This window comes from Intestinirhabdus alba, from assembly GCF_009711095.1.
Lineage (GTDB): Bacteria > Pseudomonadota > Gammaproteobacteria > Enterobacterales > Enterobacteriaceae > Intestinirhabdus > Intestinirhabdus alba.
The window spans coordinates 20601-35414 of record NZ_WMJZ01000025.1 but is presented as its reverse complement, the minus strand read 5'-3'; the positions used below and the strand labels follow the sequence as shown (position 1 = coordinate 35414).

Genomic DNA, 14814 nt, shown 5'->3' with positions numbered 1-14814 from the left:
TTTAGCGACGAACGGCAATCGCTTCAATCTCAATTTTTACGTCTTTCGGCAGACGGGCCACTTCCACGCAGGAGCGCGCCGGGAAGATGGCGTTATGCTCAGTAAAGAACGCTTCATAGGTGGCGTTAACGGTGGCGAAGTCGTTAAGATCCTTAACAAACACGGTGGTTTTTACGATGTCACCCACCTTCAGGCCCGCGGCTTCTACGATAGCCCTGACGTTTTCCAGCGACTGGCGCGCCTGTGCGGATACCTCTTCCGGCACGCTGCCGGTTTTCGGATCCACGGGGATCTGACCGGAAGTGATGATCATGCTGCCCAGATCCACGCCCTGAACGTACGGACCGATAGCTGCGGGTGCATTTTCCGTGGCGATAGTTTTGCTCATGATTTCTCCTGAATTACAGCGGTATGTTAAGGCTGCATCCATTGGATTTCGGGACGCAGCCCTCTGTTCCCGGCCATTATACACATCATCATCGGCGCTGCCTCCTCGTTGGCCGCGTTATACGACCTGGTTCAAGGAGTTAACCGACGACGGGCGGGCGCGGCTAGCCGGCCAGCACCGCGTGGTGGGAGAACTCTTTCTCGCAGTATTTGCACTTCAGGGCGATATCGCCCTCACGTTTTTTAATCGCGAAGCTGGAGGCGACCGGTTCAGCGTGGCTGATGCAGTTGCTGTTCGGGCAGACCAGCACGCTGTCAATGTGCTCCGGCAGGCTGGGGCAGGATTTGCCCACCACTTCGTAATTGTCAATGCGGTTGACCGTGGCCTGCGGGGCGTACAGGGCGAGCTGGTTAACCTGCGCGGCGGTCAGAAAGGTGTTCTCAATCTTGATCAGATCCTTGCGGCCCATCTCGCCGGACGGCAGGTTCAGGCCGATGGTGATGCGCTGATCGGTCTCGGTGAGTTTAAACAGCGTCAGCAGCTTAAAGCCCACCTGGGCGGGGATGTGGTCAATGACGGTGCCGCGCTTAATGGCTTCAACCTGCAGTTTATTATCATGAGTCATAGTGGTTTCCTCCCCTTACAGAGCTAAATCGCGATTCAGAACCAGCGCCAGCAGCGCCTGGCGAGCGAAAATACCGTTGCCGGCCTGCTGGAAGTACCAGGCGTGCGGCGTTTTATCCACGTCGGTGGCGATCTCATCGATGCGCGGCAGCGGATGCAGCACCTTCATGTTTTCCCGCGCCCCGTTCAGGTCGCTGGCGCGCAGCACGAACTGCGCCTTAACGTTGGCGTATTCGGAAGGATCGAGGCGCTCTTTCTGCACCCGGGTCATATAAAGGATATCCACCTCCGCCATCACCTCTTCGATAGCGCCGTGCAGGCTCCAGGCGATGCCCTTCTCGTCGAGCATATCGAGGATGTACTGCGGCATCGCCAGCGCGCCAGGGGCGATAAAGTAGAAGCGGTTACCGTCGAATTTCGCCAGCGCCTGGGCCAGCGAGTGTACGGTGCGGCCATATTTCAGATCGCCGACCATCGCCACCCGCAGGTTGTCCAGGCGGCCCTGGGTTTCCTTAATGGTGAACAGATCCAGCAGCGTCTGGGTGGGATGTTGGTTCGAGCCGTCGCCGGCGTTCAGCACCGGCACGCCGCCGGAGAACTCCGTTGCCAGGCGCGCCGCGCCCTCCTGCGGGTGGCGCATGACGATGGCGTCCACGTAGGTGCTGATGACTGAAATGGTGTCGGCCAGCGTTTCGCCTTTCTTGCCAAGCGACGTATTGGCGCTGTCCGAAAAGCCCACCACGCTGGCCCCCAGGCGGTGCATTGAGGTTTCAAACGACAGGCGGGTGCGGGTGGACGCTTCAAAGAAGCAGCTGGCGATCACCTTATGCTTCAGCAGCTCCGGCTGCGGGTTCGCTTTCAGGCTCGCCGCCGTCGCCAGCACCAGATTGAGGTCGTCGCGGCTGAGGTCGTTTATGGAAATGATGTGTTTTTGATATAGCGGATTAGCCATGTTTAACTCCTGACGCCAGGGCAAAAAAAAGCCCCTCGATTGAGGGGCTGTGAGCGGGTAAGCAACGGAAAGAAGAACGGCAGGTCAGCGCCTGCTATCAGACGCGGTGAGACAAACTGTCGAACACACTGGATCATGCTTCCTCCCGGCAAATTGTCCGCGATTATACTCAGCTCTGTTCCGCGATCAAGGGGTTAATGCAAAATTCCCGCCTGGCAAACGGTTATTATGAATAAACATTCGTTTTTAATGTTTTGTTAATCATGTTGCCGCCCGGTTTCATAAGGCGCGCAGGGCGGGAATGTTAAACATGCGCTGACGCAAGAGTTGGATAAATAAGAGTGGTAGAGCGGCCATTTTTTTCGTATAACCATTAAAATGAAACGGCGTTTTATACACTAAATAATTCGAGTTGCATGACAAAACGCAGCGCGTTTTGAACAGCCCCTGGGCTGGCCCCGAAGGGGTGAGGCCCTCAGGCCGAATCACGCGGCAACGCAGTGACAAATTCATCAGGAACGAATTTGAACAGCCGCAGGCTGCCTCTGGTGAGAGACAGGGATGTCTCTCATTAATCCCCGGGAGCTTACTGGAGTAAGTGACCGGGGTGAGCGAGGACAAATCGGCTTAGCCTATTTGAACGCCGCTGGCGGCGGCCCTTCAGGGTGAGGCCCCAGGGCCGAATAAAGCCAACGCACATGCAGCTTGAAGTATGACGGGTATATTTAGGGGAAGGTAATGATCGTAGGTAACATTCATAATTTGCAGTCCTGGCTGCCGGAAGAGCTGCGTCAGGCTATTGAGCACGTCAAGGCAAACGTCTCTGAGACAACGGAAAAGGGCCGCCATGATATTGACGGTGACCGCCTGTTCTATCTCGTATCTGAGGATATGACCGAGCCGTTTGAGCAGCGCCGCGCCGAGTATCATGCGCGCTACCTGGATATCCAGATCGTCCTGAAAGGCCAGGAGGGAATGACCTTCAGCACCCGCCCTGCGGGCGCGCCGGAAACCGACTGGCTGGCGGATAAAGACATCGCCTTTTTGCCGGCAGGCGCAGACGAGAAAACGCTGATCCTCAACGAGGGCGACTTCGTGGTGTTCTATCCGCAGGAGGTGCATAAGCCGCTGTGCGCGACAGGTGCGCCGGCGCAGGTGCGCAAAGTGGTGGTTAAGCTGCTGATGGCGTAAACCTTTTGCGCGTGCCGGGCAGGGTAAAACGCTGCCCGGCACAGATCTACTTCGTCAGGGTCGCCACCATCACCGCCTTAATGGTGTGCATCCGGTTTTCCGCCTGGTCGAAGACGATGCTGGCCGGCGATTCAAACACCTCGTTGGTCACCTCCATGCCGCCGTGCAGGCCAAACTCCAGGGCCATCTTTTTGCCGAGCGTCGTGCGATCGTCGTGGAACGCGGGCAGGCAGTGAAGAAATTTTACCTGCGGGTTGCCGGTCAGCGCCATCATCGCGCTGTTTACCTGATAATCGCGCAGCAGCGCAATACGCTCCGCCCACTTCTCTTTTGGTTCGCCCATCGATACCCAGACGTCGGTATAGATAAAATCGGCTCCTTTTACCCCCGCCGCGATATCTTCGGTGAGGGTGATGCTGCCGCCGTTTTGCTGCGCCATTGCGCGACACTCCGCCACCAGCGAAGCCTCCGGCCAGCAGGCCTTCGGAGCCACCAGGCGCAGATCCAGGCCGGTCAGCGCCGCCGCTTCCAGCATGGAGTTGCCCATATTGTTGCGCGCGTCGCCGGCGTAAGCCAGGGTCATCTCGTTAAAGGCTTTGCCCGGCAGGTGCTCGCGCATGGTCAGCAGATCCGCCAGCAGCTGGGTGGGGTGGAATTCATCGGTTAAGCCGTTCCACACCGGCACGCCCGCCCAGGCGGCCAGCGTTTCAACCACCTCCTGGCCGTAGCCGCGGTACTGAATGCCGTCATACATCCGTCCCAGTACCCTGGCGGTGTCCTTAATGGATTCTTTATGGCCAATCTGGCTACCGCTGGAGCCAAGATACGTGACGTTGGCCCCCTGATCCCCGGCGGCAACTTCGAAAGAGCATCGTGTCCGGGTCGAGTCTTTTTCGAAGATGAGCGCGATATTTTTGCCGGTCAGCTTCGGCTGCTCTTTACCGCTCTTTTTATCGGCCTTGAGCTGAGCGGAAAGCTGCAGCAGGGCTGCCAGCTCAGCAGAGGTAAAATCGAGCAGCTTTAAAAAATGCTTCTGGTAAAAACCTGACATAGTTCCTCCCATGGTACAGCTTATATAGTGAATTAAAATTCAATTTATCTGTATGTTTATTCATTTGCAACCCCGGAAAACAGATCTTTCCACGAAAGGTGGTGGCAACGTCGGCGGTATGTGACAATAAGAGCATCGGCAGAACATTATGAGGAATAAACCATGGCAAACCCGGAACTACTGGCAGAGCAGCGTGAAGAGACGCGGCTGATCATTGAAGAATTACTGGAAGACGGCAGCGATCCGGACGCGCTGTACACCATCGAACACCATCTCTCTGCGGATGATTTCGAAACCCTGGAAAAAGCGGCGGTGGAAGCCTTTAAGCTCGGCTATGAGGTTACCGAACCGGAGGAGCTGGAAGTGGAAGAGGGCGATACCGTCATCTGCTGCGATATCCTCAGCGAGTGCGCGCTGAATGCCGATCTGATTGACGCCCAGGTCGAACAGCTGATGAACCTGGCGGAAAAGTTTGCCATCGAATATGACGGCTGGGGCACCTATTTTGAAGATCCGAACGGCGAAGAGGGCGACGACGAAGATTACGTCGATGAGGATGACAACGGCGTACGCCACTAAACCCGACGGCCTGTGGCGCTTTTGCGGCCACGGGCCACTCCCGTCACGCCCGTAAGCGGCCTGCTTTTTGCCCGGTTCTCTGGCAGTTAGCCACTAACTCGCACCGCAGGGCCAGCGGCAGGCGTTTAAAAAAGCCGCCTGCGCGGGGCTGAAGGAGGGCGGCCTGTGGCTGGCCCGGACGGCAGGAAAATCAGCGCGTTTTTTATTTCAGCGCCCTGAGCATCCGCACTTCGCAGTCGACGTGGCCGGTGCAGCCCAGCGGCTCACTGATGTATGTAAAGCCTAAGCGCTCATACAGGCCGATTGCCTCGCGTAAAAAGGCGGTGGTTTCCAGATAGCAGCGCGTAAATCCCAGCTCGCGGGCGTGTTCCAGCGCCATCAGCGCCAGCTTTTTCGCCATGCCTTTGCCGCGAACCGAAGGCAAAAAGTACATTTTCTGTAGCTCGCAAATGTCCGGCTCGCTGCAGGAGAGCGGCGCAATGCCGCCGCCGCCCGCGACCGCGCCGTTGAGTTCAATGACCCAGTAGGCGTGCCCCGGCTGCGAGTAGACCTGATACAGTTCGTCGAGATTAGGATCGGCAACGGTATAACCCTTGTCGGCGGTAAGGCCATATTCAGCGGAAACCCGGCGGATAACCGAGGCGATGGCCTGGTTATCGTCGGCCGTCAGGCGACGTAAGGTGAGTGACTCAACAGCGCTCATGTAGAATCCCGTTCAGCTGCGCAAATAAACGGATGTAATAGCACCCTCCTTCGGGCAGTGCAAGCGACACAGACGCGCGCCGCCTCAGAGGTTATCCTATAAGGCTCTTATTTTCGTCGAGGAGATATTCAGGTAATATTCTCTGGCAGGTATTATTTATTCGCCTGTCACTCATCAAAAGTTTAAGGAAACATGCCCTGAATTATTCGGGCTGTATGCAGACGACGGGCGAGCGACAAATTCCACAGCAATACATTTGTTCAGCCGCAGTCTGCCTTCGTCGGGGGATAACATCACCTCCGGAAGCAGGGGAGCCGGCGTCGCCAACGTCTATGCAGCCTGGCGTATGACGGGTATAAAATCAGGGATATCTTATGCAAGAAACGATTATGGAACGAGAAGCTCCGGCCCATACCTTTACCTTTAAAGGCGACGGCGGAGGCTATTTTTTAATATGTCTGGTGAATACATTACTTTGTATTATTACCCTGGGTGTCTATTTTCCCTGGGCGTTAATGAAGTGCCGCCGTTATATTTATTCTAATATGTACCTGAACGGCCAGTCGTTTAGCTATAAGGTAACGGGAGGAGATATTTTCTTAAGCTGGTTTTTGCTGATGGTGATTTATATCACCGGACTTGTTACTACGATAAAATATCCGGTTATCGGCCTTGCTATTCTCGGCGCGCTGCTCCTCTCGGTGCCGGTGCTGTTTACGAAAAGCCTGCAGTATCAGGCGATCCAGACCTCCCTTAACGGCGTTCGTTTCGGCTTTCGCTGCGGCGCGCTGCGCGCCTTCTGGAATTTACTGGCGCTGCCGGGGCTGCTGGTCGTTGCGTTCGGGGGGGTGATGGTTGCCCTGGCGCTGCTCCTTATAGAGGGGAGCGGCAACGTTATCTTCTTAGCTGTGGCGCTTGCTCTGACATGGCTGATCGGCCTGATAGTGATTAGCGGGCTGGCATGGCATCGGCTAATGCTGATTGTCGGCGAAGGCGGCAGCTTTGGCATTCACCGTTTTAGGGTGCAGGTGAGCCTTCGCTACTGCATTAAAACGATGATGATCGGGGCAGGGATACTTGTTCCGTTTTTCGCGCTAATGGGCTATATGACCTTCTCGCTATGTCAAAGCATTATCGGCGAGTCTGACGCAGGTCTCTCGTCGGAACAGGTGGAAATGTTAATCTATACGCGCTATTACGGGAAGTATCTGCTGATCCAACTGGTCTATATTTTTGGCGTCGCGGTGATGTCAAGCTATCTGGCCGTGGCGTTTCGCAACCACTTCCTTAATAACCTGCAGCTGGCCGACGGGCAAATCCGCTTCCGCTCAACCCTCACCTGGCACGGTATGGTTTACCGTCTGGGGGCCCTGCTTGTTATTTCCGCGATCTCCTGCGGGCTGGCCTGGCCGCTGCTGCGGGTCTGGCTTATCGGATGGGTAGCGGAGAATACCAGCGTAGTGGGCGATCTGGACGCGCTGGAGCTGACCGACAGCGACGAAGTCGTGGATAACGGCCTGCTGTCGCGCCTCTCCCGTGGGGTGATGCCTGGCCTGATTTTTATATAAAAAAACAGGCCGGAGCGCGCTCCGGCCTGCGATCTGCTCTGGATTTCCGCAGGCGTCGCCTCCGGACCTGAGGTCTACAGCGCGGCGATGACCGCCTGCTGCTCAAGCAGCTTCGCTTTCGCTTCCGCATAACCTTCCAGTTTTTCGCGCTCTTTGGCGATCACCGCCTCCGGCGCGCGCGCCACGAAGCCTTCGTTCGCCAGCTTGCTCTCGACGCGACCAATCTCCGCTTCAACTTTCGCCACTTCCTTCGCCAGACGCGCCAGTTCGGCCTCTTTGTCGATAAGACCGGCCATCGGGATCAGCAGTTCGGCACCGTCAATGATTTTCGTCACCGAGACCGGGCCTTTATCTCCGGCCGGCAGTACGGTGATGCTTTCCAGGCGCGCCAGGGTCTGCAGGAAGCCGTGGTTATCGTTCACCCGCCGCGTCGCCTCTTCGCGGCAGCCGCGCAGCAGCAGCGCCAGCGGTTTGCCCGGCGCGATGTTCATCTCCGCCCGGATGTTGCGCACCGCGACGATCGCCTGCTTCAGCCACTCGGTGTCGGAAACCGCCGCGGCGTCAACCTGCGCCGCGTCGTAGTCCGGGAAGGGCTGCAGCATAATGGTGTCGGCGGTAATGCCACACAGCACCTTCACGCGCTGCCAGATGGTTTCGGTGATGAACGGAATAATCGGATGCGCCAGGCGTAGCAGACCTTCCAGCACCGTGACCAGCGTGTGGCGAGTGCCGCGCAGCTCAGACTCAGAGCCGCCGTTCATTACCGGCTTGGTCAGCTCCAGATACCAGTCGCAGAACTGGTTCCAGGTGAACTCATACAGAATGCCGGCGGCGATATCAAAGCGGAAGCTGTCCAGCGCCTCGCGGTAGGCCTTGACGGTCTGGTTGAACTCCGCGACGATCCACCTGTCCGCCAGCGACAGGGTCATTTCGCCGCCGCTGAAGCCGCAGTCCCGATCTTCGGTATTCATCAGCACAAAGCGGCTGGCGTTCCACAGCTTGTTACAGAAGTTGCGGTAGCCCTCCAGGCGCTTCATGTCCCAGTTAATGTCGCGGCCGGTGGAGGCCAGCGCCGCCAGGGTGAAGCGCAGGGCGTCGGTGCCGTGCGGCTCAATGCCGTCCGGGAACTGCTTCTCGGTGCGCTTGCGGATTTTTTCCGCCAGCTGCGGCTGCATCATGTTGCCGGTGCGCTTGGCGAGCAGCTCCGGCAGGGAGATACCGTCCACCATATCCAGCGGGTCAATGACGTTACCCTTGGATTTGGACATCTTCTGCCCTTCGTCGTCGCGGATAAGCCCGGTCATGTAGACGGTATGGAACGGCACCTGCGGCTTGCCGTTTTCATCCTTGATAAAGTGCATGGTCATCATGATCATGCGGGCGATCCAGAAGAAGATGATGTCGAAGCCGGAAACCATCACGCTGGTCGGGTGGAACTGACGCAGGGCGTCGGTGTTTTCCGGCCAGCCGAGAGTAGAGAAGGTCCACAGGGCGGAGGAGAACCAGGTATCCAGCACATCCTCGTCCTGGCGCAGGGCGACGTCGGCACCGAGGCCGTTCTCCTTGCGTACCTCGTCTTCGCTGCGGCCCACGTAGACGTTGCCGTTGTTGTCGTACCAGGCCGGGATGCGGTGCCCCCACCACAGCTGGCGGGAGATACACCAGTCCTGAATATCGCGCATCCAGGAGAAATACATGTTTTCGTACTGCTTCGGCACGAACTGAATGTCGCCGTTTTCTACCGCTTCTACCGCCGGTTTGGCCAGCACGTCGGCGCGCACGTACCACTGGTCGGTCAGCATCGGCTCGATCACCACCCCGCCGCGGTCGCCGTACGGCACCGTCAGATCGTGCGGTTTAATCTCTTCCAGCAGGCCGAGGGCCTCCACGGCGGCAACCATCGCCTTACGCGCGGCAAAACGCTCCAGTTTCTGGAATTCGGGCGGGATGTCGTTTGCGTAAACGTCAGACTCATTGCCCCTGGTGTCGTAGACCTTCGCGCTTTCGCGGATATCGCCGTCAAAGGTCAGAATGTTGATCATCGGCAGCTGATGACGTTTACCCACCTCATAGTCGTTAAAGTCGTGGGCCGGGGTGATCTTCACGCAGCCGGTGCCTTTTTCCATATCGGCGTGCTCGTCGCCGACGATGGGAATACGGCGGTTGACCAGCGGCAGCATCACGAATTTGCCGATCAGATCTTTGTAGCGCGGATCGGCGGGGTTAACGGCCACGCCGGTGTCGCCCAGCAGGGTTTCCGGACGGGTGGTGGCGACCACCAGGTAATCTTTACCGTCGGCGGTTTTTGCACCGTCGGCCAGCGGATAGCGAATATGCCACATGGAGCCTTTCGACTCGCGGTTTTCTACTTCCAGATCGGAAATCGCGGTGCGCAGCTTCGGATCCCAGTTGACCAGACGCTTGCCGCGGTAAATCAGATCTTCTTTATACAGGCGAACGAACACCTCTTTTACGGCGTTGGAAAGGCCTTCGTCCATGGTGAAGCGCTCGCGCTCCCAGTCCACGGAGTTGCCGAGGCGGCGCATCTGGCGGGTAATGGTGCCGCCGGACTCCGCTTTCCACTGCCAGATCTTGTCAATAAAGGCGTCCCGGCCATAGTCGTGGCGGGTTTTTCCCTCTTCGGCGGCAATCTTGCGCTCAACCACCATCTGGGTGGCGATACCCGCGTGGTCGGTGCCCACCTGCCACAGGGTGTTTTTCCCCTGCATACGCTGATAGCGGATCAGGGTATCCATGATGGTTTGCTGGAAAGCATGGCCCATATGCAAACTGCCGGTAACGTTCGGCGGCGGGATCATGACGCAGAAGGACTCTTTGCTTTCATCACCGTTGGGTTTGAAATAGCCCTGCTTTTCCCAGTGCTCGTAAAGCGGCTGTTCGATATCTTGCGGGTTATATGTCTTTTCCATTATTCCAGGTTGCCGTATTCAGGTTAAAACCGGCCACGCGGTAGGCCTTATAGCGTTCGCGCGCCGATTGTTTCAGAGATTCTTCGTAAGGGACGAAGTCTATCACTTCTGTGAAAGCGGTGGCAAAATCTGCAAAGCCTACCCGCAGGCTGATAAGAATATCCCGCGGGCTGCTGTTGCGTTTCTGCGGCCAGGCGATTTCCACCGGCGCGCCGCCGCGCGGGCCTTCGCCCGCCAGGTTGTGCGGGACAAAGCGCTCCGCCGGCCTGGCCCACAGCGCCTCGTCCAGGCGCACCGCCTGCTTTTCGTCTTCGCAGGCGATCAGCACGCGCTTGCCGCTGCGCCAACGTTCTGCGGCAATCTCACACACTAACTGCTCGACGGCGCTAAGGCCGTCGACGGCGGTGTCGTTGTCCAGAAGATAAAAGGTCGCATTTTTCATATCTATACCCGTCGTCTTTCAAGTTGCCTCTTTGTTGGCTGCCTTCGCGCACCCCAGTCACATAGTAAACTATGCTCCTGGGGATTTGCTCAGTTGCCGCCGCGATGCAACTCGAAATCCATAGGGTATAGAATTCTTATTGCCCGAGCTTGCAGGCCAGACCCGGCGTTTTGGTCGCCATTCGGTAAACAAACTTACTCGTCGCCGTTAAAGCCGGCGCGGTTGAGCAGGAACTGCGACAGCATCGCCACCGGGCGGCCGGTAGCGCCTTTGGCTTTTCCGGAGCGCCAGGCGGTGCCGGCAATGTCCAGGTGCGCCCAGTTGTAGCGGCGGGTAAAGCGCGACAGGAAGCAGCCGGCGGTGATCGCCCCGCCGGGACGCCCGCCGATGTTGGCCATATCGGCGAAGTTAGACTCCAGCTGCTCCTGGAACTCGTCGCCCAGCGGCAGTCGCCATGCGCGGTCGCCCGCCTGCTCGGAGGCACCGATCAGCTCGTGCGCCAGCGGGTTGTGGTTCGCCATCAGGCCGGTAATGTGGTGGCCAAGCGCAATCACGCAGGCACCGGTCAGGGTGGCCACGTCGATCACCGCTTCCGGCTCAAAGCGCTCAACGTAGGTTAAGACGTCGCATAGCACCAGGCGGCCCTCGGCGTCGGTGTTCAGCACCTCCACGGTCTGTCCGGACATGGTGGTCAGCACGTCGCCCGGACGATAGGCGCGGCCGCCGGGCATATTTTCACAGCCCGCCAGCACGCCGATGACGTTGATCGGCAGCTGCAGCTCGGCCACCATGCGCATCACCCCGTAGACCGCCGCCGCACCGCACATGTCGTACTTCATTTCGTCCATGCCCTCGGCGGGCTTGATAGAGATGCCGCCGGAGTCAAAGGTCAGCCCCTTGCCAACCAGCACGATCGGCCGCGCCTCTTCGGAGGGATTGCCCTTGTACTCAATCACCGACATCAGGGATTCGTTCTGGGAGCCGTGGCCCACGGCGAGATAGGCGTGCATCCCCAGCTCGCGCATCTGCTGCTCGCCGATCACGCGGGTGACCACGTTCTGGCTGTAGCTGTCCGCCAGCTGGCGCGCCTGGGAGGCGAGGTAGGCGGCGTTGCAGATATTGGGCGGCATATTGCCGAGATCCTTCGCCGCCTTGATCCCGGCGGCGATGGCCAGACCGTGTTGAATGGCGCGCTCGCCGCTGGTCAGCTCCCGGCGGGTCGGCACGTTGAACACCATTTTGCGCAGCGGACGCCGCGGTTCGCTCTTGGTGGTTTTAAGCTGATCGAAGCTGTAGAGCGTCTCCTTGGCCGTTTCAACGGCCTGACGCACCTTCCAGTAGTTGTTACGTCCCTTAACGTGCAGCTCGGTCAGAAAGCAGACCGCCTCCATCGAGCCGGTATCATTCAGTGTATTTATTGTTTTCTGAATAACCTGCTTGTACTGGCGCTCATCCAGCTCGCGCTCTTTGCCGCAGCCGATAAGGAGAATACGCTCGGAAAGCACGTTTGGCACATGGTGCAGCAACAGGGTTTGCCCCGGTTTTCCTTCCAGTTCGCCGCGACGCAGCAGGGCGCTGATGTAGCCGTCGCTAATCTTATCGAGCTGCTCTGCGATCGGAGAAAGGCGGCGCGGTTCAAAGACGCCCACGACGATGCAGGCACTCCGCTGTTTCTCCGGGCTACCGCTTTTTACACTGAACTCCATGCACTATGCTCCTGAATCTTAAAGACAACAGCGGGGGCTATAGCTATACTCGTTGTCTTTCCAGTTGCAGAGGCGCTGGCTGCGCCTGGCCGCCTCAACTGCTTACCGGACGTAAGCGCCGGGGTTTTACAGTTTTGCCGTCCTGCTACAACTCGAAATCTATACAGTATAGAATTGCAAGCTTTCGTAACTCATAGCCGCTGTTGCGGTGACTTCGTGTTAATCTTAACGTTATTACGACGCTGATACCTCAGAACGGATTCTGACTGGCGGATCCGCTGAGTATAATAAACTTAGCGACGATTTCGACGACTCAAGAGAATAAATGACGTTTAAGCCATGAAACAAGCTAAATTCCTGCAAAAAACGAGTTTTTACGGGCCTATTTAAAGTGATAATCATAAGATATCTGGTGCGGGAGACGCTCAAAAGCCAGCTGGCGATACTCTTCATCCTGCTTTTGATCTTTTTTTGTCAAAAGCTAGTGAGGATACTCGGGGCGGCGGTTGACGGCGATATTCCGTCGAATCTGGTATTCTCGCTGCTGGGACTGGGCGTACCTGAGATGGCGCAGCTGATCCTGCCGTTAAGCCTGTTCCTCGGGCTGCTGATGACGCTGGGTAAACTGTATACCGAAAGCGAAATTACGGTGATGCACGCCTGCGGCCTTAGCAAGGGCGTGCTGGTGAAGGCGGCGATGATCCTGGCGCTGTTTACCGGCCTTATCGCTGCGGCCAACGTCATGTGGGCCGGGCCGTGGTCCTCCCGGCATCAGGACGAGGTGCTGGCGGAGGCGAAGGCCAATCCCGGCATGGCGGCGCTGGCGCAGGGGCAGTTCCAGCAGGCCACAGACGGCGGCTCGGTGCTGTTTATTGAAAGCGTTGACGGCAGCCGCTTCCACGACGTGTTCCTTGCGCAGATCCGCCCGAAGGGCAACGCCCGCCCCTCCGTCGTGGTGGCTGATTCCGGACATTTAACTCAGCTACGGGACGGCACCCAGGTGGTGACGCTGAACAAAGGCACCCGCTTTGAGGGCACCGCCCTGCTGCGCGATTTCCGTATTACCGACTTCCTTAACTATCAGGCCATTATCGGCCACCAGGCGGTGGCGCTCGATCCCAACGATACCGATCAGATGGATATGCGCACCCTGTGGGCCGCCGACGGCGATCGCGCCCGCGCGGAGCTGCACTGGCGGATCACGCTGATATTTACCGTCTTTATGATGGCGCTGATGGTGGTGCCGTTGAGCGTGGTCAATCCGCGGCAGGGGCGCGTGCTGTCGATGCTGCCGGCGATGCTGCTCTACCTGGTGTTCTTCCTGATCCAGACCTCCCTCAAATCTAACGGCGGCAAAGGCAAGCTGGATCCGGCCCTCTGGATGTGGGTGGTTAACCTGCTTTATCTGGCGCTGGCGCTGGGTCTGAACCTGTGGGATACGGTGCCGGTTCGCCGCCTGCGCGCCCGTTTTATGCGTAAAGGAGCGGCATAATGCAGCCATTCGGAGTCCTTGACCGCTATATCGGTAAAACCATTTTTACCACCATCATGATGACGCTGTTCATGCTGGTGTCGCTCTCCGGCATTATTAAGTTCGTTGACGAACTGAAAAGGGCCGGCAGGGGAAGCTATGACGCGATGAGCGCGGGGCTGTACACGCTGCTCAGCGTGCCGAAAGATGTGCAAACCTTCTTCCCGATGGCGGCGCTGCTTGGCGCGCTGCTGGGCTTAGGAATGCTGGCCCAGCGCAGCGAGCTGGTGGTGATGCAGGCTTCGGGGTTCACCCGGATGCAGGTGGCGCTGTCGGTGATGAAAACCGCCATTCCGCTGGTGCTGCTGACCATGGCCATCGGCGAATGGGTCGCTCCGCAGGGCGAGCAGATGGCGCGCAACTATCGTGCCCAGCAGATGTACGGCGGCTCGCTGCTCTCTACCCAGCAGGGGCTGTGGGCGAAGGATGGCAACAGCTTTGTCTATATTGAGCGGGTGAAGGGCGACAGAGAGTTAGGGGGCATCAGTATCTACACCTTTAACGACCAGCGCCGCCTGCAGTCGGTGCGCTACGCCGCCTCGGCGCAGTTTGACACGGATAACAAGGTGTGGCGTCTGTCGCAGGTGGATGAGTCTGACCTGCAGGATCCGCAGCAGATTGCCGGCTCGCAGCGGGTCAGCGGCACCTGGAAGACCAACCTCACCCCGGATAAGCTGGGCGTGGTGGCGCTGGACCCGGATGCGCTCTCTATCAGCGGCCTGCACAACTATGTAAAATATCTGAAACTGAGCGGCCAGGACCCCGGACGCTATCAGCTCAACATGTGGAGCAAAATCTTCCAGCCGCTCTCCGTGGCGGTGATGATGCTGATGGCGCTGTCGTTTATCTTTGGACCGCTGCGCAGCGTACCGATGGGCGTGCGCGTGGTGGCGGGCATCAGCTGCGGCTTTGTCTTCTACATGCTCGATCAAATCTTTGGCAAGCTGACGACGCTCTCCTACGGCATCCCGCCGATAATCGGCGCGCTGCTGCCAAGCGCGCTGTTTTTGCTGATCAGCCTCTGGCTGATGATGAGGCGCAGCTAGCCCTCCTGAAAGGCAGCCGTGCAGGCTGCCTTTTTTATCCTCGCCGGAACCCTTTCTGTTTTTAATATCTGTTAAAACCAGTTTGTTGCCAGCGCCAGCGGCG

15 protein-coding genes are annotated in these 14814 nt (G+C 58.0%); 6 read left to right on the top strand and 9 right to left on the bottom strand.

All coding sequences use genetic code 11. The annotated features are described in order from the left end of the window. Position 1 precedes the first annotated feature (1 nt). The 4 genes from ridA to pyrL all read right to left on the bottom strand — a co-directional run bounded on the left by ridA (position 2) and on the right by pyrL (position 2101). Entirely contained in the window at positions 2-388 is a 387-nt protein-coding gene (gene ridA, locus GJV78_RS16700) for a 2-iminobutanoate/2-iminopropanoate deaminase (RefSeq protein ID WP_155109401.1), read from the bottom strand. Between the two features lie 163 nt (positions 389-551). After that, positions 552-1013, bottom strand: a complete 462-nt coding sequence (pyrI, locus tag GJV78_RS16695) for an aspartate carbamoyltransferase regulatory subunit (protein WP_155109400.1) — start codon at positions 1011-1013, stop codon at positions 552-554. A gap of 15 nt (positions 1014-1028) precedes the next feature. Further along, the gene (gene pyrB, locus GJV78_RS16690) at positions 1029-1964 is read right to left on the bottom strand and encodes an aspartate carbamoyltransferase (protein ID WP_155109399.1); all 936 of its coding nucleotides are present in this window, start codon (positions 1962-1964) and stop codon (positions 1029-1031) included. Positions 1965-1966: 2 nt separating this feature from the next. Next, positions 1967-2101 carry a pyr operon leader peptide gene (gene pyrL / locus GJV78_RS16685; protein WP_155109398.1) on the bottom strand — a complete coding sequence of 45 codons (135 nt, stop codon included), beginning with the start codon at positions 2099-2101 and terminating at the stop codon, positions 1967-1969. A gap of 601 nt (positions 2102-2702) precedes the next feature. On the opposite strand from pyrL, the gene GJV78_RS16680 reads away from it, so the two are divergent. Further along, complete coding sequence (locus tag GJV78_RS16680) at positions 2703-3155, top strand: YhcH/YjgK/YiaL family protein (protein WP_155109397.1); 453 nt, start codon at positions 2703-2705, stop codon at positions 3153-3155. Between the two features lie 46 nt (positions 3156-3201). Here GJV78_RS16680 and argF read toward each other — a convergent pair whose 3' ends face one another. Further along, the gene (gene argF, locus GJV78_RS16675) at positions 3202-4206 is read right to left on the bottom strand and encodes an ornithine carbamoyltransferase (protein WP_155109396.1); all 1005 of its coding nucleotides are present in this window, start codon (positions 4204-4206) and stop codon (positions 3202-3204) included. 162 nt (positions 4207-4368) lie between these two features. On the opposite strand from argF, the gene rraB reads away from it, so the two are divergent. Then, the gene (gene rraB, locus GJV78_RS16670) at positions 4369-4785 is read left to right on the top strand and encodes a ribonuclease E inhibitor RraB (protein ID WP_155109395.1); all 417 of its coding nucleotides are present in this window, start codon (positions 4369-4371) and stop codon (positions 4783-4785) included. Positions 4786-4987: 202 nt separating this feature from the next. Here the strand turns inward: rraB and GJV78_RS16665 are convergent, their stop codons facing one another. Next, entirely contained in the window at positions 4988-5488 is a 501-nt protein-coding gene (locus GJV78_RS16665) for a GNAT family N-acetyltransferase (RefSeq protein ID WP_155109394.1), read from the bottom strand. Positions 5489-5877: 389 nt separating this feature from the next. On the opposite strand from GJV78_RS16665, the gene GJV78_RS16660 reads away from it, so the two are divergent. Next, a complete protein-coding gene (locus GJV78_RS16660; RefSeq protein ID WP_167519612.1) occupies positions 5878-7056 on the top strand; it encodes a YjgN family protein in 1179 nt (392 codons plus the stop codon). A 74-nt stretch (positions 7057-7130) separates the two neighbouring features. Here GJV78_RS16660 and GJV78_RS16655 read toward each other — a convergent pair whose 3' ends face one another. From GJV78_RS16655 to pepA, 3 genes are all read right to left on the bottom strand, one after another. Continuing rightward, complete coding sequence (locus GJV78_RS16655) at positions 7131-9986, bottom strand: valine--tRNA ligase (protein WP_155109392.1); 2856 nt, start codon at positions 9984-9986, stop codon at positions 7131-7133. Then, the gene (gene holC / locus GJV78_RS16650; protein ID WP_155109391.1) at positions 9970-10428 is read right to left on the bottom strand and encodes a DNA polymerase III subunit chi; all 459 of its coding nucleotides are present in this window, start codon (positions 10426-10428) and stop codon (positions 9970-9972) included. Before holC ends, GJV78_RS16655 begins: the two co-directional genes overlap by 17 nt. 194 nt (positions 10429-10622) lie before the next feature. Further along, complete coding sequence (gene pepA / locus GJV78_RS16645) at positions 10623-12134, bottom strand: leucyl aminopeptidase (RefSeq protein ID WP_155109390.1); 1512 nt, start codon at positions 12132-12134, stop codon at positions 10623-10625. A 278-nt stretch (positions 12135-12412) separates the two neighbouring features. Between pepA and GJV78_RS23680 the strand changes: the two genes are divergently transcribed. The 3 genes from GJV78_RS23680 to lptG all read left to right on the top strand — a co-directional run bounded on the left by GJV78_RS23680 (position 12413) and on the right by lptG (position 14711). Further along, positions 12413-12463, top strand: coding sequence for a hypothetical protein (locus tag GJV78_RS23680; protein ID WP_230979170.1), 51 nt, complete (start codon positions 12413-12415; stop codon positions 12461-12463). A gap of 62 nt (positions 12464-12525) precedes the next feature. Then, a complete protein-coding gene (gene lptF, locus GJV78_RS16640; RefSeq protein WP_167519611.1) occupies positions 12526-13626 on the top strand; it encodes an LPS export ABC transporter permease LptF in 1101 nt (366 codons plus the stop codon). Continuing rightward, positions 13626-14711 (top strand): LPS export ABC transporter permease LptG, encoded by a 1086-nt coding sequence (gene lptG / locus GJV78_RS16635; protein ID WP_155109389.1) that lies wholly within the window; start codon positions 13626-13628, stop codon positions 14709-14711. Before lptF ends, lptG begins: the two co-directional genes overlap by 1 nt. Positions 14712-14814: the final 103 nt, after the last annotated feature.

Bases quoted from the DNA above. Each gene is read 5' to 3' on its own strand.
- GJV78_RS16665 (WP_155109394.1), bottom strand. From the start codon at position 5,488: ATGAGCGCTGTTGAGTCACTCACCTTACGTCGCCTGACGGCCGACGAT.
- rraB (WP_155109395.1), top strand. From the start codon at position 4,369: ATGGCAAACCCGGAACTACTGGCAGAGCAGCGTGAAGAGACGCGGCTG.
- pyrB (WP_155109399.1), bottom strand. From the start codon at position 1,964: ATGGCTAATCCGCTATATCAAAAACACATCATTTCCATAAACGACCTC.
- pyrL (WP_155109398.1), bottom strand. From the start codon at position 2,101: ATGATCCAGTGTGTTCGACAGTTTGTCTCACCGCGTCTGATAGCAGGC.
- pepA (WP_155109390.1), bottom strand. From the start codon at position 12,134: ATGGAGTTCAGTGTAAAAAGCGGTAGCCCGGAGAAACAGCGGAGTGCC.
- ridA (WP_155109401.1), bottom strand. From the start codon at position 388: ATGAGCAAAACTATCGCCACGGAAAATGCACCCGCAGCTATCGGTCCG.
- GJV78_RS16660 (WP_167519612.1), top strand. From the start codon at position 5,878: ATGGAACGAGAAGCTCCGGCCCATACCTTTACCTTTAAAGGCGACGGC.
- pyrI (WP_155109400.1), bottom strand. From the start codon at position 1,013: ATGACTCATGATAATAAACTGCAGGTTGAAGCCATTAAGCGCGGCACC.
- argF (WP_155109396.1), bottom strand. From the start codon at position 4,206: ATGTCAGGTTTTTACCAGAAGCATTTTTTAAAGCTGCTCGATTTTACC.
- lptG (WP_155109389.1), top strand. From the start codon at position 13,626: ATGCAGCCATTCGGAGTCCTTGACCGCTATATCGGTAAAACCATTTTT.
- holC (WP_155109391.1), bottom strand. From the start codon at position 10,428: ATGAAAAATGCGACCTTTTATCTTCTGGACAACGACACCGCCGTCGAC.
- GJV78_RS16680 (WP_155109397.1), top strand. From the start codon at position 2,703: ATGATCGTAGGTAACATTCATAATTTGCAGTCCTGGCTGCCGGAAGAG.
- GJV78_RS16655 (WP_155109392.1), bottom strand. From the start codon at position 9,986: ATGGAAAAGACATATAACCCGCAAGATATCGAACAGCCGCTTTACGAG.